Source organism: Kluyvera sp. CRP (genome assembly GCF_019930565.1).
In the GTDB taxonomy this organism is placed as follows: domain Bacteria; phylum Pseudomonadota; class Gammaproteobacteria; order Enterobacterales; family Enterobacteriaceae; genus Kluyvera; species Kluyvera georgiana_A.
The window spans coordinates 3,904,474-3,927,799 of the sequence record NZ_CP082841.1 but is presented as its reverse complement, the minus strand read 5'-3'; the positions used below and the strand labels follow the sequence as shown (position 1 = coordinate 3,927,799).

Below are 23,326 nucleotides of genomic sequence, written 5' to 3'. Positions count from 1 at the left end.
AGGTTTTTTTAGACAAAAAAGACTACTCCCTAAGGATGATGCTGTTTTTTTGCCCATTCTGTAGCCCACTTTTCCTTTGATTTATATCAACTTACCTCGCGGTGTAAACCCTAAGGTGCGAGGGTTGATATTAATAATCAGAGGTGTCTATGAGTCACTCCACTGCTCCTGAAAGGGCAACCGGCGCTGTCATTACCGACTGGCGTCCGGAAGATCCGGCATTCTGGCAGGAACGCGGCCATCGCGTTGCAAGCCGGAACCTGTGGATTTCAGTACCGTGCTTGCTGCTGGCTTTCTGCGTATGGATGTTGTTCAGCGCCGTTGCGGTCAATTTACCAAAAGTGGGCTTCCAGTTTACGACCGACCAACTGTTCATGCTGACGGCGCTGCCGTCTGTGTCAGGGGCGCTGCTACGCGTGCCTTATTCCTTCATGGTGCCGATGTTTGGCGGCCGTCGCTGGACAGCGTTCAGCACCGGGATCTTAATCATTCCATGCGTATGGCTCGGTTTTGCGGTGCAGGATACCTCTACGCCGTTTAGTATCTTTATCATCATCTCTCTGCTGTGCGGCTTTGCCGGCGCAAACTTTGCGTCCAGCATGGCTAACATCAGCTTCTTCTTCCCGAAACAGAAGCAGGGCGGCGCGCTGGGCCTGAACGGTGGACTGGGTAACATGGGCGTGAGCGTCATGCAGCTGGTGGCTCCACTGGCGATTTCGCTGTCTATCTTCGCCGCCTTTGGTAGCCAGGGCGTACAGCAGCCTGACGGCTCAGAGCTGTTCCTGGCGAACGCGGCATGGATCTGGGTGCCGTTCCTGGCCATTTTCACCCTTGCGGCCTGGTTTGGTATGAACGAGCTGGCGACCTCTAAAGCATCGCTGAAAGAACAGCTGCCGGTTCTGAAGCGTGGTCACCTGTGGATCATGAGCCTGCTGTATCTGGCAACCTTCGGTTCGTTTATCGGTTTCTCCGCCGGTTTTGCCATGCTGTCGAAAACCCAGTTCCCGGACATTCAGATTCTGCACTACGCTTTCTTCGGGCCGTTTATCGGCGCGCTGGCGCGTTCTGCGGGCGGGGCTATCTCCGACCGCCTGGGCGGGACTCGCGTGACGCTGATTAACTTTATCCTGATGGCGGTATTTAGCGCGCTGCTGTTTATGACCCTGCCAACCAACGGCGTGGGCGGTAACTTCATCGCCTTCTACGTAGTCTTCCTGGCGTTGTTCCTGACGGCCGGTCTGGGCAGCGGTTCCACCTTCCAGATGATTTCCGTGATCTTCCGTAAGCTGACGATGGATCGCGTGAAAGCCGAAGGCGGTTCCGACGAGAAAGCAATGCGCGAAGCGGCGACCGATACGGCGGCAGCGCTGGGCTTTATCTCGGCGATTGGCGCTATCGGCGGCTTCTTTATTCCGAAAGCGTTCGGTACCTCGCTGGATTTAACCGGCTCACCGGCTGGCGCAATGAAGGTGTTCCTTGTGTTCTATATTGTTTGTGTGGTGGTGACTTGGGCAGTATATGGTCGCAAAGCGAAAAAATAACGCTTAACGTTATTTAAAAATAAAGGCGCGAGTTTTCGCGCCTTTATTACATTCCTGGTTAGTTACAACATACTGTTGGTGTTACGACGATTTTGGCAGCGTGCCAAAATGGGCTTAGCAGGAGGGGAAAGGGACTCTACCCCTTAATACCAGATGGCCCCTTTTTTACAGACTGAAACATTATCCATTTAATAAAAATCTTTATTTTACAATGCATTATAAAATACAAATGTATACCACCTTGGTGGTATGTGAGTTTTTGGCCGCAATTGTTAAGCCTGCCCGCCTTGATCGTTATCAATTCCCTCCATCTTTCAGCGCGTTAACTTCGCTGCAAATTCAGCAATGTCGATTTATCAGAGAGCCGTCAGGCTCCAAACAGGAGAGACCCGATGAGTAAATTCCTGGACCGGTTTCGCTACTTTAAACAAAAGGGTGAAACATTTGCCGATGGGCACGGACAGATTCTAGATACCAACCGGGATTGGGAAGATGGATACCGAAGCCGCTGGCAGCATGACAAAGTTGTGCGCTCCACGCACGGCGTAAACTGCACCGGTTCCTGCAGCTGGAAAATCTACGTTAAAAACGGTCTGGTCACCTGGGAAACCCAGCAGACCGATTACCCGCGCACCCGTCCGGATCTGCCAAACCATGAACCTCGCGGCTGTCCGCGTGGGGCGAGCTATTCCTGGTACCTTTATAGCGCCAACCGTCTGAAATACCCGCTGATGCGTAAACGCCTGATGAAAATGTGGCGTGATGCGAAGAAACTGCACAGCGATCCGGTTGATGCCTGGGCATCCATTATTGAAGATGCCGACAAAGCAAAAAGCTTCAAGCAAGCGCGTGGCCGCGGTGGCTTCGTACGCTCCTCCTGGCAGGAAGTGAACGAGCTGATTGCCGCCTCCAACGTTTACACCGTCAAAACCTACGGCCCGGACCGTGTGGCAGGTTTCTCGCCGATCCCGGCGATGTCGATGGTTTCCTATGCTTCCGGCGCCCGCTATCTCTCCCTGATCGGCGGCACCTGCCTGAGCTTCTACGACTGGTACTGTGACTTGCCGCCAGCTTCTCCGCAGACCTGGGGCGAACAGACCGACGTACCGGAATCCGCCGACTGGTACAACTCCAGCTACATTCTCGCCTGGGGTTCCAACGTTCCGCAAACGCGTACCCCGGACGCGCACTTCTTCACTGAAGTTCGCTATAAAGGCACCAAAACCGTCGCTATCACCCCAGACTATGCTGAAATCGCTAAGCTGTGCGACCTGTGGCTGGCACCGAAGCAGGGGACCGATGCGGCGATGGCGCTGGCGATGGGCCACGTGATGCTGCGTGAATTCCACCTCGACAAACCGAGCCAGTACTTCACCGATTACGTTCGCCGCTACACCGACATGCCAATGCTGGTGATGCTGGAAGAGCGTGATGGTTTCTACGCCGCGGGCCGTATGCTGCGTGCAGCGGATCTGGTGGATGGCCTGGGTCAGGAAGAGCATCCGGAATGGAAAACCGTCGCCTTTGATGAAAAAGGTGAAATGATCGCGCCAAACGGTTCAATCGGTTACCGCTGGGGCGATAAAGGTAAGTGGAACCTCGAACAGCGCGACGGTAAAACTGGCGAAGAGGTTGAATTGCGCCTCAGCCTGCTGGGCAGCCACGACGACGTGGCTCAGGTTGGCTTCCCGTACTTTGGCGGCGACGGCACCGAACACTTCGCCAGCGTTGAGCTGGAAAACATCCTGCTGCACAAACTGCCGGTGAAACGCCTGCAGCTGGCAGACGGCAGCACCGCGCTGGTAACTACCGTTTATGACCTGACCATGGCGAACTACGGCCTGGAACGCGGTCTGAACGATGAAAACTGCGCGACCAGCTACGAAGATATTAAAGCGTACACCCCGGCGTGGGCGGAGAAAATCACCGGCGTTTCCAGCGCACAGATCGTCCGTATCGCGCGTGAATTTGCTGATAACGCAGATAAGACGCATGGTCGCTCGATGATCATCGTTGGTGCCGGTCTGAACCACTGGTATCACCTCGATATGAACTATCGTGGCCTGATCAACATGCTGGTGTTCTGCGGCTGCGTCGGTCAGAGCGGCGGCGGCTGGGCACACTACGTAGGCCAGGAAAAACTGCGTCCGCAGACCGGCTGGCAGCCGCTGGCGTTTGCGCTTGACTGGCAGCGTCCGGCACGTCACATGAACAGCACTTCCTACTTCTATAACCACTCCAGCCAATGGCGCTATGAGTCGGTTACCGCGCAGGAGCTGCTGTCCCCGCTGGCGGATAAATCTCGCTACACTGGTCATCTGCTGGACTTCAACGTGCGCGCAGAACGCATGGGCTGGCTGCCGTCTGCGCCGCAGTTAGGCACCAACCCGCTGCGCATTGCCGATGAAGCGAAAAAAGCCGGCATGACCCCGGTGGATTACACCGTTAAGGCGCTGAAAGAAGGTTCTATCCGCTTTGCCGCTGAACAGCCGGAGAACGGTAAAAACCATCCGCGTAACCTGTTCATCTGGCGCTCTAACCTGCTGGGCTCTTCCGGTAAAGGTCATGAGTACATGCTGAAGTATCTGCTGGGTACCGAGCACGGAATTCAGGGGCTGGATCTCGGCAAGCAGGGCGGCGTGAAGCCGGAAGAAGTGGAATGGCAGGATAATGGCCTCGACGGCAAGCTGGATCTGGTGGTGACGCTGGACTTCCGTCTGTCGAGCACCTGTCTGTACTCCGACATCGTGCTGCCGACTGCGACATGGTATGAAAAAGACGACATGAATACCTCGGATATGCATCCGTTTATTCACCCGCTGTCTGCCGCCGTTGATCCGGCCTGGGAGTCGAAAAGCGACTGGGAAATCTACAAAGGCATCGCCAAGAAATTCTCTGAAGTCTGCGTTGGCCACCTCGGTAAAGAAACCGATGTCGTCACGCTGCCAATTCAGCACGACTCCGCTGCCGAGCTGGCGCAGCCGTTAGACGTGAAGGACTGGAAAAAAGGCGAATGCGATCTGATTCCTGGCAAGACCGCGCCGCACATTATTCCGGTTGAACGTGATTACCCGGCAACCTACGAGCGCTTTACCTCTATCGGTCCGCTGATGGAGAAAATCGGTAACGGCGGTAAAGGTATTGCCTGGAACACCCAGAGCGAAATGGATCTGCTGCGTAAGCTCAACTACACCAAGGCGGAAGGCCCGGCGAAAGGTCAGCCAATGCTGGATACCGCGATTGATGCCGCAGAGATGATCCTCACTCTGGCGCCGGAAACCAACGGTCAGGTGGCGGTGAAAGCCTGGGCGGCGCTGAGCGAGTTTACCGGTCGCGACCACACCCATCTGGCGCTGAATAAAGAAGACGAAAAAATTCGCTTCCGCGATATTCAGGCGCAGCCGCGCAAGATTATCTCCAGCCCGACCTGGTCTGGCCTGGAAGACGAACACGTTTCCTACAACGCAGGTTACACCAACGTTCATGAGCTGATCCCATGGCGTACGCTCTCGGGTCGTCAGTCCTTGTATCAGGACCACCAGTGGATGCGTGACTTCGGTGAAAGCCTGCTGGTTTACCGTCCACCTATCGACACCCGTTCGGTGAAAGAGGTGATGGGTAAGAAATCCAACGGTTACCGGGAGAAGGCGCTGAACTTCCTGACGCCGCACCAGAAATGGGGCATTCACTCCACCTACAGCGACAACCTGCTGATGCTGACCTTAGGTCGCGGCGGCCCGGTGGTATGGATGAGTGAAGAAGATGCCAAAGAGATCGGTATTGAAGATAACGACTGGATCGAAGTCTTCAACAACAACGGTGCACTGACCGCGCGTGCGGTCGTGAGCCAGCGTGTACCGGCCGGGATGACCATGATGTACCACGCGCAGGAACGTATCGTGAACCTGCCGGGTTCAGAAATTACCGGTCAGCGCGGCGGTATCCATAACTCGGTGACCCGCATTACGCCAAAACCGACCCATATGATTGGTGGCTATGCGCACCTGGCCTACGGCTTTAACTACTACGGCACCGTAGGTTCTAACCGTGATGAGTTCGTGGTGGTACGTAAGATGAAGAACATTAACTGGCTGGATGGCGAAGGCAATGACCAGGTACAGGAGAGCGTAAAATGAAAATTCGTTCACAAGTCGGCATGGTGCTGAATCTCGATAAATGCATCGGCTGTCATACCTGCTCAGTCACCTGTAAAAACGTCTGGACCAGCCGTGAAGGGACCGAGTACGCGTGGTTCAACAACGTTGAAACCAAACCGGGCACCGGTTTCCCGACCGACTGGGAAAACCAGGAGAAATACAAAGGCGGTTGGATCCGTAAAATCAACGGTAAACTGGTGCCGCGCATGGGCAACAAAGCGCTGCTGCTGGGTAAAATCTTCGCCAACCCGCATCTGCCGGGTCTGGATGATTACTACGAGCCGTTTGATTTCGACTACCAGACGCTGCACAACGCACCGGCGGATAGCAAGGCACAGCCCATTGCCCGTCCGCGCTCGCTGATTACCGGCAAGCGTATGGACAAAATCACCAAAGGCCCGAACTGGGAAGATGACCTTGGTGGTGAGTTTGAGAAGCTGTCGAAAGACAAAAACTTCGAGAACATGCAGAAGGCGATGTACGGCCAGTTCGAAAACACCTTCATGATGTACCTGCCGCGCCTGTGCGAGCACTGCCTCAATCCGGCGTGCGTGGCAACCTGCCCAAGCGGTGCCATCTACAAGCGTGAAGAAGACGGCATTGTGCTGATCGACCAGGACAAGTGCCGCGGCTGGCGTATGTGTATTACCGGTTGCCCGTACAAGAAGATCTACTTCAACTGGAAGAGCGGCAAATCTGAAAAATGCATCTTCTGCTATCCGCGTATTGAAGCGGGTCAGCCGACCGTGTGTTCAGAAACTTGCGTAGGCCGTATTCGTTACCTTGGCGTGCTGCTGTATGACGCGGATGCGATTGAAACCGCAGCCAGCACCGAAAACGAGAAAGATCTGTATCAGCGTCAGCTGGACGTGTTCCTCGACCCGAACGATCCGAAAGTGATTGAACAGGCGCAGAAAGACGGTATCCCGCTGAGCGTGATTGACGCGGCGCAGAAATCGCCGGTCTACAAAATGGCGATGGACTGGAAGCTGGCGCTGCCGCTGCACCCGGAATACCGTACGTTGCCGATGGTCTGGTACGTGCCGCCATTGTCGCCGATTCAGTCCGCCGCCGATGCGGGCGAGTTGGGCAGCAACGGTATCCTGCCGGACGTTGAAAGTCTGCGTATTCCGGTGCAATACCTGGCGAACCTGCTGACCGCAGGCGACACCGCACCGGTGCTGCTGGCGCTGAAACGTATGCTGGCGATGCGTCACTTCAAACGTACGGAAACCGTCGATGGCGTTATCGATACCCGTGCGCTGGAAGAGGTGGGGCTGACCGAAGCACAGGCGCAGGAAATGTACCGCTATCTGGCGATTGCCAACTACGAAGACCGCTTTGTGGTGCCAAGCAGTCACCGTGAACAAGCGCGCGAAGCGTTCCCGGAGAAAAACGGTTGTGGCTTTAGCTTCGGTGACGGATGCCACGGTTCGGACAGCAAGTTCAACCTGTTCAACAGCCGCCGTATCGATTCGGTGGATGTGAGCAGCAAAACGGAGCCGCACGCATGATTGAACTCGTGGTGATTTCACGTCTCCTTGAGTACCCGGATGCTGCCTTATGGCAGCATCAAGGCGAACTCTTCGACGTATTGTCTGAATCAGACAAACTGGAAAAAGCGGATGCTCAGGCGCTGGGCATCTTCCTGCGTGATTTAACCGCGCAGGATCTGCTGGACGCTCAGGCGGCCTACAGTGAACTGTTTGACCGTGGTCGCGCCACCTCGCTGCTGCTATTCGAACATGTTCACGGCGAATCCCGCGATCGCGGGCAGGCAATGGTCGATCTGCTGAATCAGTATGAGCAGCACGGTCTGGTCCTCGACAGCCGCGAGCTGCCGGATCACCTGCCGCTGTATCTGGAGTATCTGGCACAATTGCCAGAGAGTGAAGCGGTTGGTGGCCTACAGGATATCGCGCCGATTCTGGCGCTGCTCTGCGCGCGCTTGCAACAGCGTGAGAGCCGCTATGCGGTGTTGTTCGAACAGTTGTTGAAGCTCGCCAACAGCGCGGTAGATGAAGCGAAAGTGGCGGAAAAAATTGCGGACGAAGCCCGCGATGATACGCCACAGGCGCTGGATGCGGTGTGGGAAGAAGAGCAGGTGAAATTCTTTGCCGACCAGGGCTGCGGTGATTCGGAAATCGCCAATCACCAGCGTCGTTTTGCCGGAGCCGTGGCCCCGCAATATTTGAATATCTCTAACGGAGGACAGCAATAATGCACTTCCTGAATATGTTCTTCTTTGACATTTATCCGTACATCGCGGGTTCTGTCTTCCTGATTGGCAGCTGGCTGCGCTATGACTACGGCCAGTACACCTGGCGTGCCGCCTCCAGCCAGATGCTGGATCGCAAAGGGATGAACCTGGCATCGAACCTGTTCCATATCGGGATTCTGGGGGTATTTGCTGGTCACTTCCTGGGGATGCTGACCCCGCACTGGATGTACGAAGCATGGCTGCCACTGGAAGTGAAACAGAAGATGGCGATGTTTGGCGGTGGTGCGGCAGGTCTGATGTGCCTGGTCGGTGGTGTGCTGCTGCTCAAACGCCGTCTGTTTAGCCCACGGGTGCGTGCGACCACGACCGGCGCCGATATTCTGGTACTCTCCGTGCTGGTTATTCAGTGCGCGCTGGGGCTGCTGACCATTCCGTTCTCCGCCCAGCATATGGACGGGAGTGAAATGATGAAGCTGGTCGGCTGGGCGCAGTCCGTGGTGACCTTCCATGGTGGCGCCTCCGCACATCTGGACGGTGTAGCCTTTATCTTCCGTATGCACCTGGTGCTGGGCATGACGCTGTTCCTGTTGTTCCCATTCTCGCGCCTGGTACATATCTGGAGCGTGCCGGTCGAGTACCTGACCCGCAAGTATCAGATTGTTCGTGCACGCCATTAATACGGTGCTGTGACGCTCTAAACCCCGCTTCGGCGGGGTTTTTTTGTGCGGTCTGTTCCCCGGCCAAGCGCAGCGCCGCTGGGATATATATGGCAGAGAGGCAAGATAGAGCTAGAGAAATAAAAGAAATGACTGAGAGAGATTTGAATATTTAATGGAAAGAGGTGCTACCGGAGATGATGGTGGTGGGGGAAGGATTCGAACCTTCGAAGTCGATGACGGCAGATTTACAGTCTGCTCCCTTTGGCCGCTCGGGAACCCCACCAGGGGCAATTCAAATTGTAGGTAAAGCTTGAAGATGGTGGTGGGGGAAGGATTCGAACCTTCGAAGTCGATGACGGCAGATTTACAGTCTGCTCCCTTTGGCCGCTCGGGAACCCCACCACTGGGGTAATGCTTGGTTTTACTGGCCTGCTTCCTTCTCGGGAAGCGGGGCGCATCATATCAAATGACGCGCCGCTGTAAAGCATTCGTTTATCGAAAATGAACTGTTTGCCTGCTTTTTATCCGCAACGGGTTAAAGCTAATCAATTCATTTCGCTAACGATTAAAGAATAATCGTGCGATTACCGTAAACGAAAACGCGTTGCGCCAGCACCTGATACAGCGCGCGGCTCAGTACATTTTTCTCGACGTCACGACCGGCTCGCATCATGTCTTCTGCCGTATAGGTGTGATCGACGTGAATAACGTCCTGCATGATGATTGGACCTTCATCCAGGTTATCGTTCACGTAGTGTGCGGTCGCACCGACAATTTTCACGCCGCGCTCGTAGGCCTGATGGTACGGGCGGGCGCCAATAAACGCCGGCAGGAATGAATGGTGGATGTTGATAATCTTGTTCGGGAAACGGGCGACAAACTCAGGCGTCAGCACGCGCATATATTTCGCCAGCACTACGTAGTCAGGCTCGTGTGCTTCGATGGCATCGGCCATTAATTTATCGTGCTCTTCGCGTGCCAGCCCTTCATGACTGACCAGCTGGAACGGAATACCAAAACGTTCAACCAGCGTACGCAGAGTCTCGTGGTTACCGATGACGGCGGCAATTTCGACATCCAGGCCGCCGTAGTTGGCTTTCATCAACAGATCGCCAAGGCAGTGCGCCTCTTTCGTCACCAGAATAACGATGCGGCGGCGTCCCGCAGGATTCAGCTCGCGTACGGAACCTTCCGGCAGCGCGCTGTCTAAATCTGCGAGCAGGGTGGCGTCGTTGAAGATGCCTTCCAGTTCGGTACGCATAAAGAAACGTCCGGTGCGGTGGTCGACGAATTCATTGTTCTGCACGATGTTCAATTCGTGTTTGTAGCAGATGTTGGTGATGCGCGCGATCAGGCCTTTCTGGTCAGGGCAGATGGTGCGTAGTACTTTTCGTTGAATGGAGTGCATTGCCGGGTAAATCCTGTTGATGATGTTTGCGAAGCTGTTGTCAGGCGTTTATTGCCCACAGCATTTTTTAAATTTTTTCCCTGAACCGCAAGGGCAAGGGGCGTTTCTGCCAATCACTGGCCGCGTACCGTCAATATAGTACCACTGACCGTTTTCTTTTAAGAATCGCGAACGCTCAATGATGGCGCCATTTTTGTTATGTTCACGAAAACGAGCGACAAAGCTGACAAAACCTTCATCCGCGTTGCGGCCTTCGTCGGTGGCGAACACGGTCAGCCCTAGCCATTCGGTATGGGCAAAACCGTTATGAATATCATCACGAAACGCGGCAGCCTGACAGCTGGGATGCCAGGTTTTGACCAGATAATCTGCATCCTTCTTCACGAAGGCGCAATAGCGTGAGCGCATAAGGTGTGATGGGCTCGGTGCGACTTCGTTGCCGGACAGATAACGCTGGCAACATAAGCTATACTCGAGGGCGCTCCCACAGGGGCAAAGTTCAGACAAAGCGATCTCCCTGAAACGATAAATTAACGGCGACGTTACGCCTGATTGCACTATGGTAACCGAGCGATGGGGATGATACCACGCCAGAAGCAAGAGGATGTTCATCGGTCACAATGAGAAAGATTAAAATTGGCCTGGCGTTAGGTTCAGGGGCGGCGCGGGGCTGGTCGCATATTGGCGTGATTAAAGCGCTGCAGAAAATGGGTATAGAGATTGATATCGTTGCCGGGTGTTCCATCGGTTCGCTGGTGGGGGCGGCGTACGCCAGCAATCAACTTCCGGCGCTGGAGAAGTGGGTCTGTTCATTCAGCTATTGGGATGTGCTGCGCCTGATGGATTTGTCATGGCGTCGGGGCGGCCTGCTGCGCGGTGAACGCGTCTTTAATCACTATCGGCAGATTATGCCAAACGACACGATCGAACAGTGCGAACGTCGTTTTGCGGCGGTTGCGACTAACCTTAGTACCGGCCGTGAACTGTGGTTTACCGAAGGTGATTTGCATATGGCGGTTCGCGCATCGTGTAGCATACCGGGGTTGATGGCGCCGGTGCAGCATAACGGTTATTGGTTAGTGGATGGCGCGGTCGTAAACCCGGTACCGGTTTCGTTAACGCGTGCGCTGGGGGCTGACATCGTCATTGCGGTCGATTTGCAACACGACGCACACCTTATGCAGCAGGATCTCCTGTCCGTTAATATTCAGCCCGATGGAGTGATGAATGAATCGCCAGATGAGCTATCATGGCATGAGCGCCTGCGCGCCCGTTTGGGGCGCGTCGCTTCTCGCCGGTCGGTGGTTGCGCCCACAGCAATGGAAATTATGACAACGTCAATCCAGGTGCTGGAAAATCGGCTCAAACGTAACCGCATGGCGGGTGACCCGCCGGACATTCTGTTACAACCGTTTTGCCCCCAGATTTCAACTCTGGATTTTCATCGAGCTTCATCTGCAATAGCCGCGGGTCAACAAGCGGTTGAAAAAAAGACAGATGAGCTGCTGCCTTTAGTACAGAGTTCAACTTAAGGCATTTTTTTCGACTACTTCAGCAAATTCTGAAAGGCGTTTATCACAATAGCATGCCACTATTTAGATATCGTCGGGCAGGGGAGATATCATGACGCAGCCGTTGGCGGGAAAACAGATTTTGATTGTCGAAGACGAACCGGTTTTCCGCTCACTTATGGATTCATGGCTTTCGTCGCTCGGTGCACACACGCTGCTTGCTCAGGACGGCGTTGACGCGCTTTCGCAGATGGAAAGCCAAAGACCCGATCTGATGATATGTGACCTGGCAATGCCGCGAATGAACGGCTTACAGCTGGTCGAACATCTGCGCAATGCCGGCGATACGCTACCCATTCTCATCATTTCCGCGACCGAAAATATGGCTGATATTGCCAAAGCGCTGCGCCTTGGCGTTCAGGATGTGTTATTAAAGCCGGTTAAAGATTTGAACCGTCTGCGTGAAACGGTATTGGCCTGCCTTTATCCCAATATGTTTAATTCCCGGGTGGAAGAAGAAGAGCGGTTATTTGAAGACTGGGATGCGTTGGTGAACAATCCCGCGGCGGCGGCAAAGCTTTTACAAGAGCTACAGCCGCCGGTGCAGCAAAGAATATCGCACTGTCGGATAAATTATCGCCAGCTGATGGCGGTCGACGCCCCCGGTTTAGTGTTGGATATAGCGCCACTGTCTGAGCACGATTTGGCATTTTATTGCCTGGATGTTACCCGCGCGGGCGATAATGGGGTACTGGCGGCATTATTATTGCGTGTGCTCTTTAATGGTCTCTTGCAAGAACAGCTGGCACATCAAGGTCAACGCCTACCCGAATTAGGCAGTTTGTTAAAGCAGGTCAATCAGCTATTGCGTCAGGCCAATCTTCCTGGACAGTTTCCGCTACTCGTGGGTTATTATCATAGCGGGTTAAAAAATCTCATCCTGGTCTCTGCTGGTTTGAACGGCACATTAAATACCGGCGAACATCAAATACAAATAAGTAATGGCGTACCGCTGGGGACGTTAGGTAACGCTTATCTTAATCAAATAAGCCAGCGTTGTACCTCCTGGCAGTGCCAGATTTGGGGAAATGGTGGTCGTTTACGCTTAATGTTGTCTGCGGAATGAGCAAACGCATTTTTTTACAGGGATAGCTTTAACGGCTTTTCTGCCGTAGTGCTACTATCTGGCAAATTGATGTGGATATACTCGTCATACTTCAGCGTGCTGGTGCGTTGAACGGACCCGTTATCTTCGGCGGCGGTGATTAACGTTAGCACGGAGTTTATGGGCAGCGCTCTTCCTTCAGTCCGACTTTCGAGTATAAATCTTAATTCGATGTCATCGCGTCCTTTTCAGAGCAGCCTCAGTAGGTTGTGATGATATACTCGACGCGTTATTAATAAACGAGCAAGTTCAAAGTTTGAACAGTTCAGGAGATTTGAATGGCTGCCCTAAATTCGAAAGTAAGAAAGGCTGTTATCCCGGTTGCCGGATTAGGTACAAGGATGTTGCCCGCGACTAAAGCAATTCCAAAGGAAATGTTGCCTCTGGTCGATAAGCCTTTAATTCAGTATGTCGTGAACGAGTGTATCGCAGCTGGTATCACTGAAATTGTACTGGTTACCCATTCTTCCAAGAATTCTATTGAAAACCACTTCGACACCAGCTTTGAGCTTGAAGCCATGCTGGAGAAGCGCGTAAAACGTCAGCTTCTGGAAGAAGTGCAGTCTATCTGCCCACCGCACGTCACCATTATGCAAGTCCGTCAGGGGCTGGCAAAAGGTCTGGGCCACGCGGTGCTGTGCGCGCATCCTGTCGTTGGTGATGAGCCTGTCGCGGTCATCCTGCCGGACGTTATTCTTGATGAATACGAGTCCAATCTGAGCCGGGATAACCTGGCTGAAATGATCGCACGCTTTGATGAAACGGGTGTAAGCCAGATCATGGTTGAGCCGGTTGCTGACGTTACTGCTTACGGCGTGGTCGATTGCAAAGGCGCTACCCTGAACCCGGGTGATAGCGTGCCGATGGTTGGCGTGGTTGAGAAGCCGAAAGCCGACGTTGCACCGTCTAACCTCGCGGTTGTGGGACGCTACGTCCTGAGTGCAGAAATCTGGCCATTGCTGGCGAAAACCCCTCCAGGCGCCGGTGATGAGATTCAGCTGACTGATGCTATCGACATGCTGATCGAAAAAGAGACCGTGGAGGCCTATCACATGAAAGGCAAAAGCCATGACTGTGGTAACAAGCTGGGGTATATGCAGGCGTTTGTGGAATACGGCATCCGTCATAATACGCTGGGTGAGGATTTCAAAGCGTGGCTGCAAGACACGCTGGGCATCGCGAAGTAATATCGTGAGGACGAAAAAACCGGGGAAACCCGGTTTTTTTATTTTTAAATAACACGAAAGGATAAAAAATGAACGAGCTTGTGCCGATGTGTTTTCAAGCTGGCGGTAAAGGTCCAGATATAAAAAATCCCGCCGTAGCGGGATTTTTACACAGCGTGAGGATTAATCCTTGATCAGGAAATCGTCCAGAGATTTACCCTGCTCATCCATCGCTTTTTTGATTACTGCTGGGGTACGGCCCTGGCCAGTCCAGGTTTTGGTTTCGCCGTTTTCATCAACGTAGCTATATTTAGCAGGACGTGCAGCACGTTTCGCTTTGGTGCCAGTCTTGGCTGCAGCCATGCTATTCAGCAGTTCGTTCGGATCAATACCGTCAGCAATCAGCATTTCGCGGTATTGTTGCAGTTTACGGGTGCGCTCTTCGATTTCTGCCGCAGCAGCATTTTCTTCTTCACGACGTTCGTTAACAACAACTTCTAATTTTTCCAGCATTTCTTCAAGCGTTTCAAGGGTGCATTCTCTTGCCTGCGCACGAAGAGTACGGATGTTGTTCAAAATTTTAAGTGCTTCGCTCATTGTAGTAATCTCAAACTTATATTGTGGGGTGGTTTGTTGAACTAATAATAGAGCGATAAAATCAGATGTGCAATAGGGAAGAATGTAAGGAATTCAAAATAACGTGTTATTTGATGCTGTCATTAATATTTATAAGTTAAATTGTGGGCCAGGTTCCTCATCTTTCCCGTACTAATTGTCAGGAGGCGTAGCGGGATAACGAGCGGGGCGGAGAGGATGGGATGTGTATAAATATACCCCGTACGGGTAAATATCAACCTTATGTATTAGCTGGTATGCATCCATTTTGTGCATTACTTTATCGACAATGAATGATTGCGTGACTCAACCACTTCACGGCCTGTCCGGGCTTTTGCAGCGCATTCCTTAACACTATTAACCTATTTGCCTCAGAGCCTGTATGGGTAAATTGCATGGCGGTGAAAACGATTTTACCGTGCGGACAATGGCAATACCGCAGGCAGCATCAGGGTTATCGGCTTTAAGCCCATAGTTATGACGATGTTATTTCAACCTGTGACTGTTTAATTTATGGATAACAATGTCCTGCAAGTCGCTACACAAATTGGCGGCGATCACATTTTTTTAGACAGACTCATTCATCTTTTCAACTATTAACCTCGCTAGCTAATTTTACCGTGATGGTCCGCCAGCTGTATGCGGCGGCGGAGGGCAAAAGTGGTTAACTATTTCAGATTTATGATGAAGTTACCTTCGTGCCAGGGATAAATAGGTAGGGCGAAAACGACAGTGACGTAATATATCGGTTTTTCTGAATATTTCAGTTGTATCAGGCTCATAATCGAGAGGTGTCTTCATCCTGCAATGGTGAAGAGGACACAGGAAGACTGTGGGCAAAATATGCTACACTGCACGCCGTTTAAAAAACGCATCGATTAGGATTTTGCAGCCAATGGCACAACTTTATTTCTACTACTCAGCAATGAATGCCGGGAAGTCGACCGCTCTGTTGCAGTCGTCATACAACTACCAGGAGCGCGGTATGCGCACTATCGTTTATACCGCAGAAATAGACGATCGCTTTGGCGCCGGGAAAGTGAGCTCGCGAATTGGCCTCTCTTCGCCTGCGAAGCTGTTTAATCAGACCAGTAATCTGTTTGCCGAAATTAGCGCTGAGAATGCGCGTGAACGCATTAACTGCGTGCTTGTCGATGAATGCCAGTTTCTGACGCGTGAACAGGTCTACGCGCTTTCTGACGTGGTAGATAACCTGGATATTCCGGTATTGTGCTACGGGCTGAGAACGGATTTTCGCGGCGAGCTGTTTAGCGGTAGCCAATATTTACTGGCGCTCTCTGACAAACTGGTTGAGTTAAAAACGATCTGCTTCTGCGGTCGTAAAGCCAGCATGGTGCTGCGACTCGATCAGGAAGGGCGGCCGTACAATGAGGGTGAGCAGGTGGTGATTGGTGGCAACGAGCGTTATGTATCCGTTTGCCGTAAGCATTACAAGGAGGCGCTTGAAAAGGGCTCTCTGGCTGTTATTCAGGACCAGCACCGTATGACCTGCCGTTCTTGTTAAACGTCTCTACGTACGTTTGAGGCCCTGATGGATATGGGGAGCCAAACGTGCGTGGTTTTCCGTTGATGTTTACGGAATAAAAAAAAGCCCCATCATGATGATGGGGCTTTTTGCTTATGCTTTTCAGCGAGCGTTAAAGCGGATTATTTCTTCGCTTTTTTCTCAGCTTTCGCCGGAGCGGCTTCTTTCTTCTCTGCTGCCGGAGCGCCTTCAACGAATTCACGACCGTAGTAGGTATCCAGCAGAATCTGTTTCAGTTCAGAAATCAGCGGGTAACGCGGGTTAGCGCCGGTGCACTGGTCGTCAAACGCATCTTCAGACAGTTTGTCAACGTGCGCCAGGAAGTCAGCTTCCTGCACGCCAGCTTCACGGATAGACTTAGGAATACCCAGTTCAGCTTTGATTTCGTCCAGCCAGCCCAGCAGTTTTTCAATTTTCGCTGCAGTGCGGTCGCCCGGAGCAGACAGACCCAGGTGGTCAGCGATTTCCGCGTAGCGACGACGTGCTTGCGGACGGTCGTACTGGCTGAATGCAGTCTGTTTAGTCGGGTTGTCGTTCGCGTTATAACGAATAACGTTGCTGATCAGCAGGGCGTTCGCCAGACCGTGAGGAATGTGGAACTGAGAACCCAGCTTGTGCGCCATAGAGTGACATACACCCAGGAAGGCGTTCGCAAACGCGATACCGGCGATAGTCGCTGCACTGTGAACACGCTCACGCGCTACCGGGTTCTTAGAACCTTCGTGGTAGGACGCTGGCAGGTTTTCTTTCAGCAGTTTCAGAGCCTGAAGTGCCTGGCCGTCGGAGAACTCAGAAGCCAGTACGGAAACGTAAGCTTCCAGGGCGTGAGTTACCGCATCCAGACCACCGAACGCACACAGTGACTTCGGCATATCCATCACCAGGTTGGCATCAACAATCGCCATGTCTGGAGTCAGCGCGTAGTCAGCCAGCGGGTATTTCTGGCCGGTTGCGTCGTCGGTTACTACCGCAAACGGAGTCACTTCAGAACCGGTACCGGAAGTGGTGGTGATTGCAACCATTTTTGCTTTCACGCCCATTTTCGGGAACTTGTAGATACGTTTACGGATGTCCATAAAGCGCAGCGCCAGCTCTTCGAAGTGGGTTTCCGGGTGTTCGTACATAACCCACATGATTTTCGCTGCATCCATCGGGGAACCGCCGCCCAGCGCGATGATCACATCTGGTTTGAACGAGTTCGCCAGGTCTGCACCTTTACGGACGATGGTCAGAGTCGGGTCAGCTTCAACTTCGAAGAACACTTCGGTTTCAACGCCAGCCGCTTTCAGAACAGAAGTGATCTGGTCAGCGTAGCCGTTGTTAAACAGGAAGCGGTCGGTCACGATCAGCGCACGTTTGTGGCCATCGGTAATCACTTCATCCAGCGCGATTGGCAGAGAGCCACGGCGGAAGTAGATAGATTTCGGAAGTTTGTGCCACAACATGTTTTCAGCTCGCTTAGCAACGGTTTTCTTGTTGATCAGGTGCTTAGGACCAACGTTTTCAGAGATGGAGTTACCACCCCAGGAACCACAACCCAGAGTCAGGGAAGGTGCGAGTTTGAAGTTATACAGGTCGCCGATACCACCCTGAGAAGCCGGGGTGTTGATCAGAATACGCGCGGTTTTCATCATCTGACCGAAGTAAGCTACGCGTTCTGGCTGGTTGTCCTGGTCGGTGTACAGGCAAGAGGTATGACCGATACCGCCCATCGCAACCAGTTTTTCCGCTTTATCAACAGCGTCTTCGAAGTCTTTCGCACGGTACATGGCCAGGGTCGGAGACAGTTTTTCGTGAGCAAACGGCTCGCTCTCATCAACGACTTTTACTTCACCGATCAGAATCTTGGTGGTTTCAGGAACAGAGAAGCCTGCCAGTTCTGCAATTTTGTATGCCGGCTGACCAACGATAGCCGCGTTCAGCGCGCCATTTTTCAGGATAACGTCCTGAACAGCTTTCAGCTCTTTACCCTGCAGCAGGTAGCCGCCGTGAGTCGCGAAACGCTCACGTACTGCGTCATAAACGGAATCAACAACAACAACAGACTGTTCAGAAGCACAGATTACGCCGTTATCGAAGGTTTTAGACATCAGAACGGACGCAACGGCACGTTTCACATCAGCGGTTTCATCAATTACAACCGGAGTGTTACCAGCGCCTACGCCGATAGCAGGTTTACCGGAGCTGTATGCCGCTTTAACCATGCCTGGGCCACCGGTCGCGAGGATCAGGTTGATGTCCGGGTGGTGCATCAGCGCGTTAGACAGTTCTACAGACGGTTGGTCAATCCAGCCGATCAGATCTTTCGGTGCGCCAGCAGCGATAGCAGCCTGCAGCACGATGTCAGCCGCTTTGTTGGTTGCGTCTTTAGCACGCGGGTGCGGAGAGAAAATGATGGCGTTACGTGTCTTCAGGCTGATCAGCGATTTGAAGATAGCGGTAGAAGTCGGGTTAGTGGTCGGTACGATACCGCAGATGATGCCGATAGGTTCAGCAATAGTGATGGTACCGAAAGTGTCGTCTTCGGACAGCACGCCACAGGTTTTTTCATCTTTATAGGCGTTGTAGATATATTCTGAAGCGAAGTGGTTTTTGATCACTTTATCTTCAACAATACCCATGCCGGATTCGGCAACGGCCATTTTGGCGAGAGGGATTCGAGCATCTGCAGCGGCCAGAGCGGCGGCGCGGAAGATTTTGTCAACTTGCTCTTGAGTGAAACTGGCATATTCACGCTGGGCTTTTTTTACGCGCTCTACGAGTGCGTTAAGTTCAGCGACATTAGTAACAGCCATAATGCTCTCCTGATAATGTTAAACTTTTTTAGTGAATCATCTGCTCGACAAGTCAGTATAGACAAATCACCTGCAGCTGGCGAAAAAGTTAAGGAAACAAAGCGTTACCCACGAACTGATCCACTTGATTTACTAAAAGAGCTTCGATTTAGCCAAGGAGCTTACCGGAAAAAATACGACTTTTTTATGAGGTCGTTTCTCTTTCGGTGTAAGCAGATTACCCACTTCTGAGTACGATTTACGTGATCTAAATCAAATTTAAGCTAAGCTGACACCTTTCAGCAGGGCTGTTTTAGCAAAATGTAGAAGCTGTTAATCATTCGTGAGTATCGGTGCTGTAAACATTAGCATACTTTATACGAATTTATAACACTCTGTTTTTACCTCATTTTTCTGGACAATTCTGGTGAACATGGTCGATAAAAAAGGTATTGTCTGCGCCACTCTCGATTTACTGTTCATCAACGACAACTTTTAATGATGCTCCGGGGTTCACGTGATTCAGACGTTGTTTGATTTTCCTATTTTCTTTAAGTTCTTTATTGGACTGTTTGCACTGGTGAACCCGGTTGGTCTGATTCCGGTTTTCATCAGCCTGACGAGTTATCAAACGGCAGCGGTGCGCAACAAAACCAACCTGACGGCTAGTCTGTCGGTTGCCATTATTCTCCTGACTTCGTTATTCCTTGGCGATCTGATCCTGCAACTTTTCGGTATCTCGATTGATTCCTTCCGTATTGCTGGCGGGATCCTGGTGGTCTCGATTGCGATGTCGATGATCAGCGGCAAGCTGGGAGAAGATAAGCAGAACAAGCAGGAGAAATCAGAGACTGCCGTGCGTGAAAGTCTGGGGGTTGTGCCGCTGGCGCTGCCATTGATGGCGGGGCCGGGGGCTATTAGCTCCACGATCGTATGGGGTACACGCTATCATTCGCTAACCTATCTCCTCGGTTTTTCCTTATCTATTGCGCTATTCGCCTGGTGTTGTTGGGGCATTTTCCGTATTTCTCCGTGGCTGGTGCGTATGCTGGGGCAAACGGGGATTAACGTGGTCACCCGTATTATGGGGTTGTTACTGATGGCGTTGGGGATTGAATTCATTGTGACCGGTATCAAATCCATCTTCCCGGGTCTGGTCGGCTAATTATTCTGCGGCGACGGTAGGGCACTCAAAACTACTGTTGCCGTTAATATCAGAAAAACATATCACTCATTCCGCAAGTCGCTGTACAAATAATCAATTTGAATATTTGAATAAATATATACATATCAACAAGATATTCTTGTCCTGCCATACCATCTTTCTTCACATAAATGTTATTTCCCTCACACGATACTCTGGGGCTTGCTGTTAGATAATTGAAATGATATTAGTAATTTCAGTTTCAGGGCAGAGTTATGTGCTAAAAAATGAGCAACTGTTAAATTTTCGTACAAAAAACAGCCTCTGATACTGAGCCAGCAAACAACAGGCACCATTTTTTGTATATCTATCTGATAATAATAGATTTAAGAATATCGTGTTTTGTGCATACGCTGTCATCAACAGGCTGCTTTGCTGGCTAAAAGAGAATTGGTTAACAAATTTGCAAATTATATTGGCGGCGATAATCGGCATTTGGTACTTTCCGGCCTGAGTTATTCGCAACATAAAGCTATGTAAATGATAACTGTTTCCATATGTAAGCAGTTATGAACAGAATAAGAAAAGCGTCCCGACAGGGGGGAGGCTTTAATGAATCGACGTCAGGCTGCCATAAGAGCGGCCGTAATAAAAAAGTCGGTGATAGCAGGCAGTAAATGACCTGGCAGACGCAAAAATCTCCTGCGCTGCACAGGAACCCGAAAGGGGACTAAACAGGCTGACCACAGTCAGTAATAATAATGAACGGAGTATCAACACAATGTCCATCATCACAAAAAAAAGCCTGGTTGCGGCTGGCATTCTCACAGCGCTGATCGCAGGGAACGTAATGGCTGCAGATGTTCCTGCAGGCACCGAGTTAGCGAGCAAACAAACGCTGGTACGAAATAGCGGTGCTGAACCGCAGTCTCTCGACCCGAATAAAATTGAAGGGGTGCCAGAGGCGAATATCAGCCGCGACCTGTTCGAAGGGTTGCTGAATACCTCTCCAAAAGACGGTCACCCGATTCCGGGCGTCGCCGAAAGCTGGGACAATAAAGATTTTAAAGTCTGGACATTCCATCTGCGTAAAGATGCCAAATGGTCCAACGGCGAACCGGTTACCGCACAAGATTTCGTTTATAGCTGGCAGCGTCTGGTCGATCCGAAAACCGCATCGCCATATGCCAGCTATCCACAGTACGGCCATATTGTGAACGTTGATGAAATTATCGACGGTAAAAAAGCACCGAGCGAACTGGGCGTCAAAGCGATCGATGACCACACTCTGGAAGTGACGCTGAGTGAGCCAGTGCCTTATTTCTATAAGCTGCTGGTGAACCCGGCGATGTCTCCGGTTTACAAACCGGCGATCGAGAAATTCGGCGAGAAATGGACTCAGCCGGGCAACATCGTAACTAACGGTGCGTACACCCTGAAAGACTGGGTTGTTAACGAACGTATCGTGATGGAACGTAACCCACAGTACTGGGATAACAAGAAGACCGTTATCGATCAGGTAACCTGGCTGCCGACCTCTTCTGAAGTGACTTACGTAAACCGCTACCGCAGCGGTGAGCTGGATATGACCTATAACCAGCTGCCGATCGAACTGTTCCAGAAACTGAAAAAAGAGATTCCGAACGAAGTTCACGTCGATCCGTATCTGTGTACTTATTACTACGAAATTAACAACCAGAAAGCCCCGTTCACCGACGCTCGCGTACGTACCGCACTGAAGCTGGGTCTGGACCGCGATATCATCGCTAACAAGGTCAAAGGCCAGGGCGACCTGCCGGCTTATGGTTACACGCCGCCGTATACCGATGGCGCGAAGTTGACCGAACCAGAGTGGTTCAAGTGGTCACAGGAAAAACGTAATGAAGAAGGTAAAAAACTGCTGGCGGAAGCGGGTTATACCGCTGATAAGCCGCTGACCTTCAACCTGCTGTACAACACCTCCGATTTGCACAAAAAACTGGCTATCGCCGCGGCCTCACTGTGGCGTAAGAACCTGGGCGTTGAAGTCAAACTGGTTAACCAGGAGTGGAAGACCTTCCTCGACACTCGTCACCAGGGGACTTATGACGTTGCGCGCGCTGGCTGGTGCGCGGACTACAACGAACCAACCTCCTTCCTGAACACCATGTTGTCCGGTAGCTCAATGAACACCGCGCACTATAAGAGCGAAGCGTTCGATAAGATCATGGCTGAGTCGGTAAAAGCCGCCAACGAAGAGCAGCGTACAGCCGCGTATGCCAAGGCTGAGCAGCAGTTGGATAAAGATACCGCTATCGTACCGGTCTATTACTACGTTAACGCCCGCCTGGTGAAACCATGGGTTGGCGGCTACACCGGTAAAGACCCGATGGATAACGTCTATACCAAAGATCTGTACGTTATCAAGCATTAATGGCAATACGTGGGGCGAGCATGTGCTCTCCCCATCGTGTCTTATTTGAGAGCAGTGCAAAGGCACATGCCAGAAGGTACGGGCAATGTTGAAATTTATATTACGTCGCTGTCTGGAAGCGATTCCGACGCTATTTATCCTTATTACGATTTCCTTCTTTATGATGCGCCTTGCGCCGGGCAGCCCATTTACGGGTGAGCGTACGCTGCCGCCCGAGGTCATGGCCAACATCGAAGCAAAGTATCACTTAAACGATCCTATCCTGGTGCAGTACGGTAATTACCTGAAGCAGTTAGCCCACGGTGATTTCGGCCCATCCTTTAAATATAAAGATTATTCCGTTAACGATCTGGTCGCAGTGAGCTTCCCGGTGTCGGCAAAATTAGGCGCGGCAGCGTTTCTGCTGGCGGTTATTTTGGGCGTCACGGCTGGCGTGATTGCGGCATTAAAACAGAACACGAAATGGGACTATGCGGTCATGGGGGTAGCAATGACCGGGGTGGTTATTCCCAGCTTCGTCGTCGCGCCGCTGCTGGTGATGATATTTGCGATTACGTTGCACTGGCTGCCCGGCGGCGGCTGGAACGGTGGGGCGCTGAAATTCATGATTCTACCGATGGTTGCGCTCTCTCTGGCCTATATCGCCAGCATTGCGCGTATTACCCGTGGCTCGATGATTGAAGTTTTACACTCCAACTTTATTCGTACCGCCCGCGCAAAAGGGTTGCCGATGCGGCGGATTATTTTCCGCCACGCGTTAAAACCCGCGCTGCTGCCGGTGCTTTCTTATATGGGGCCTGCCTTCGTCGGTATTATTACCGGTTCGATGGTGATTGAAACCATCTACGGCTTGCCGGGGATTGGACAGCTGTTCGTTAACGGAGCGCTTAACCGCGATTACTCTCTGGTGCTTAGCCTGACGATTCTGGTTGGCGCATTAACGATCCTGTTTAACGCGGTGGTAGATGTGCTCTACGCCGTTATTGACCCGAAAATCCGTTATTAA

16 protein-coding genes and 2 tRNA genes are annotated in these 23,326 nt (G+C 52.0%); 12 read left to right on the top strand and 6 right to left on the bottom strand.

What is annotated here, in order from left to right:
* Positions 1-149 precede the first annotated feature (149 nt).
* From K7B04_RS18580 to narI, 5 genes are all read left to right on the top strand, one after another.
* On the top strand, positions 150-1,541 hold the full coding sequence (locus K7B04_RS18580) for a NarK family nitrate/nitrite MFS transporter (protein ID WP_163448665.1): 1,392 nt from the start codon (positions 150-152) through the stop codon (positions 1,539-1,541).
* A gap of 392 nt (positions 1,542-1,933) precedes the next feature.
* Entirely contained in the window at positions 1,934-5,677 is a 3,744-nt protein-coding gene (locus tag K7B04_RS18575; RefSeq protein WP_223802714.1) for a nitrate reductase subunit alpha, read from the top strand.
* Positions 5,674-7,212 carry a nitrate reductase subunit beta gene (gene narH / locus K7B04_RS18570; protein WP_223802713.1) on the top strand — a complete coding sequence of 513 codons (1,539 nt, stop codon included), beginning with the start codon at positions 5,674-5,676 and terminating at the stop codon, positions 7,210-7,212. Before K7B04_RS18575 ends, narH begins: the two co-directional genes overlap by 4 nt.
* Complete coding sequence (gene narJ / locus K7B04_RS18565; protein WP_167575716.1) at positions 7,209-7,919, top strand: nitrate reductase molybdenum cofactor assembly chaperone; 711 nt, start codon at positions 7,209-7,211, stop codon at positions 7,917-7,919. The genes narH and narJ overlap by 4 nt, the downstream gene beginning before the upstream one ends.
* Positions 7,919-8,596 carry a respiratory nitrate reductase subunit gamma gene (gene narI, locus K7B04_RS18560; RefSeq protein ID WP_064544999.1) on the top strand — a complete coding sequence of 226 codons (678 nt, stop codon included), beginning with the start codon at positions 7,919-7,921 and terminating at the stop codon, positions 8,594-8,596. The genes narJ and narI overlap by 1 nt, the downstream gene beginning before the upstream one ends.
* Before the next feature lie 180 nt (positions 8,597-8,776).
* On the opposite strand, the gene K7B04_RS18555 is transcribed toward narI, so the two are convergent.
* From K7B04_RS18555 to K7B04_RS18540, 4 genes are all read right to left on the bottom strand, one after another.
* Positions 8,777-8,861, bottom strand: a tRNA-Tyr gene (locus tag K7B04_RS18555).
* Between the two features lie 34 nt (positions 8,862-8,895).
* Positions 8,896-8,980, bottom strand: a tRNA-Tyr gene (locus K7B04_RS18550).
* Between the two features lie 163 nt (positions 8,981-9,143).
* Complete coding sequence (purU, locus tag K7B04_RS18545; protein WP_163448661.1) at positions 9,144-9,986, bottom strand: formyltetrahydrofolate deformylase; 843 nt, start codon at positions 9,984-9,986, stop codon at positions 9,144-9,146.
* 48 nt (positions 9,987-10,034) lie between these two features.
* On the bottom strand, positions 10,035-10,493 hold the full coding sequence (locus tag K7B04_RS18540) for a YchJ family protein (RefSeq protein WP_163448673.1): 459 nt from the start codon (positions 10,491-10,493) through the stop codon (positions 10,035-10,037).
* A gap of 113 nt (positions 10,494-10,606) precedes the next feature.
* Here K7B04_RS18540 and rssA point away from each other — a divergent pair, with 113 nt between their 5' ends.
* The 3 genes from rssA to galU all read left to right on the top strand — a co-directional run bounded on the left by rssA (position 10,607) and on the right by galU (position 13,849).
* Positions 10,607-11,518: a patatin-like phospholipase RssA gene (rssA, locus tag K7B04_RS18535; protein WP_163448660.1), complete on the top strand. Its 912-nt coding sequence runs from the start codon at positions 10,607-10,609 to the stop codon at positions 11,516-11,518.
* A 91-nt stretch (positions 11,519-11,609) separates the two neighbouring features.
* Entirely contained in the window at positions 11,610-12,623 is a 1,014-nt protein-coding gene (gene rssB / locus K7B04_RS18530; protein WP_163448659.1) for a two-component system response regulator RssB, read from the top strand.
* Between the two features lie 317 nt (positions 12,624-12,940).
* A complete protein-coding gene (gene galU, locus K7B04_RS18525) occupies positions 12,941-13,849 on the top strand; it encodes a UTP--glucose-1-phosphate uridylyltransferase GalU (protein WP_163448658.1) in 909 nt (302 codons plus the stop codon).
* Positions 13,850-14,011: 162 nt separating this feature from the next.
* Here galU and hns read toward each other — a convergent pair whose 3' ends face one another.
* Positions 14,012-14,425, bottom strand: coding sequence for a histone-like nucleoid-structuring protein H-NS (hns, locus tag K7B04_RS18520; RefSeq protein ID WP_064545023.1), 414 nt, complete (start codon positions 14,423-14,425; stop codon positions 14,012-14,014).
* 913 nt (positions 14,426-15,338) lie between these two features.
* Here hns and tdk point away from each other — a divergent pair.
* Positions 15,339-15,968 (top strand): thymidine kinase, encoded by a 630-nt coding sequence (gene tdk / locus K7B04_RS18515; RefSeq protein WP_163448657.1) that lies wholly within the window; start codon positions 15,339-15,341, stop codon positions 15,966-15,968.
* A gap of 143 nt (positions 15,969-16,111) precedes the next feature.
* Here tdk and adhE read toward each other — a convergent pair whose 3' ends face one another.
* Positions 16,112-18,784, bottom strand: coding sequence for a bifunctional acetaldehyde-CoA/alcohol dehydrogenase (gene adhE / locus K7B04_RS18510; RefSeq protein WP_223802712.1), 2,673 nt, complete (start codon positions 18,782-18,784; stop codon positions 16,112-16,114).
* Positions 18,785-19,280: 496 nt separating this feature from the next.
* On the opposite strand from adhE, the gene K7B04_RS18505 reads away from it, so the two are divergent.
* From K7B04_RS18505 to oppB, 3 genes are all read left to right on the top strand, one after another.
* The gene (locus tag K7B04_RS18505; RefSeq protein WP_163448655.1) at positions 19,281-19,928 is read left to right on the top strand and encodes a YchE family NAAT transporter; all 648 of its coding nucleotides are present in this window, start codon (positions 19,281-19,283) and stop codon (positions 19,926-19,928) included.
* 760 nt (positions 19,929-20,688) lie between these two features.
* On the top strand, positions 20,689-22,320 hold the full coding sequence (gene oppA, locus K7B04_RS18500; protein ID WP_064545033.1) for an oligopeptide ABC transporter substrate-binding protein OppA: 1,632 nt from the start codon (positions 20,689-20,691) through the stop codon (positions 22,318-22,320).
* Between the two features lie 85 nt (positions 22,321-22,405).
* Complete coding sequence (gene oppB / locus K7B04_RS18495) at positions 22,406-23,326, top strand: oligopeptide ABC transporter permease OppB (protein WP_163448654.1); 921 nt, start codon at positions 22,406-22,408, stop codon at positions 23,324-23,326.

What these genes read in the sequence shown, in the direction of transcription:
- oppA (WP_064545033.1), top strand. Translation starts at nt 20,689, where the DNA reads ATGTCCATCATCACAAAAAAAAGCCTGGTTGCGGCTGGCATTCTCACA.
- K7B04_RS18575 (WP_223802714.1), top strand. Translation starts at nt 1,934, where the DNA reads ATGAGTAAATTCCTGGACCGGTTTCGCTACTTTAAACAAAAGGGTGAA.
- adhE (WP_223802712.1), bottom strand. Translation starts at nt 18,784, where the DNA reads ATGGCTGTTACTAATGTCGCTGAACTTAACGCACTCGTAGAGCGCGTA.
- hns (WP_064545023.1), bottom strand. Translation starts at nt 14,425, where the DNA reads ATGAGCGAAGCACTTAAAATTTTGAACAACATCCGTACTCTTCGTGCG.
- narH (WP_223802713.1), top strand. Translation starts at nt 5,674, where the DNA reads ATGAAAATTCGTTCACAAGTCGGCATGGTGCTGAATCTCGATAAATGC.
- rssB (WP_163448659.1), top strand. Translation starts at nt 11,610, where the DNA reads ATGACGCAGCCGTTGGCGGGAAAACAGATTTTGATTGTCGAAGACGAA.
- narI (WP_064544999.1), top strand. Translation starts at nt 7,919, where the DNA reads ATGCACTTCCTGAATATGTTCTTCTTTGACATTTATCCGTACATCGCG.
- oppB (WP_163448654.1), top strand. Translation starts at nt 22,406, where the DNA reads ATGTTGAAATTTATATTACGTCGCTGTCTGGAAGCGATTCCGACGCTA.
- narJ (WP_167575716.1), top strand. Translation starts at nt 7,209, where the DNA reads ATGATTGAACTCGTGGTGATTTCACGTCTCCTTGAGTACCCGGATGCT.
- purU (WP_163448661.1), bottom strand. Translation starts at nt 9,986, where the DNA reads ATGCACTCCATTCAACGAAAAGTACTACGCACCATCTGCCCTGACCAG.
- K7B04_RS18580 (WP_163448665.1), top strand. Translation starts at nt 150, where the DNA reads ATGAGTCACTCCACTGCTCCTGAAAGGGCAACCGGCGCTGTCATTACC.
- rssA (WP_163448660.1), top strand. Translation starts at nt 10,607, where the DNA reads ATGAGAAAGATTAAAATTGGCCTGGCGTTAGGTTCAGGGGCGGCGCGG.
- tdk (WP_163448657.1), top strand. Translation starts at nt 15,339, where the DNA reads ATGGCACAACTTTATTTCTACTACTCAGCAATGAATGCCGGGAAGTCG.
- galU (WP_163448658.1), top strand. Translation starts at nt 12,941, where the DNA reads ATGGCTGCCCTAAATTCGAAAGTAAGAAAGGCTGTTATCCCGGTTGCC.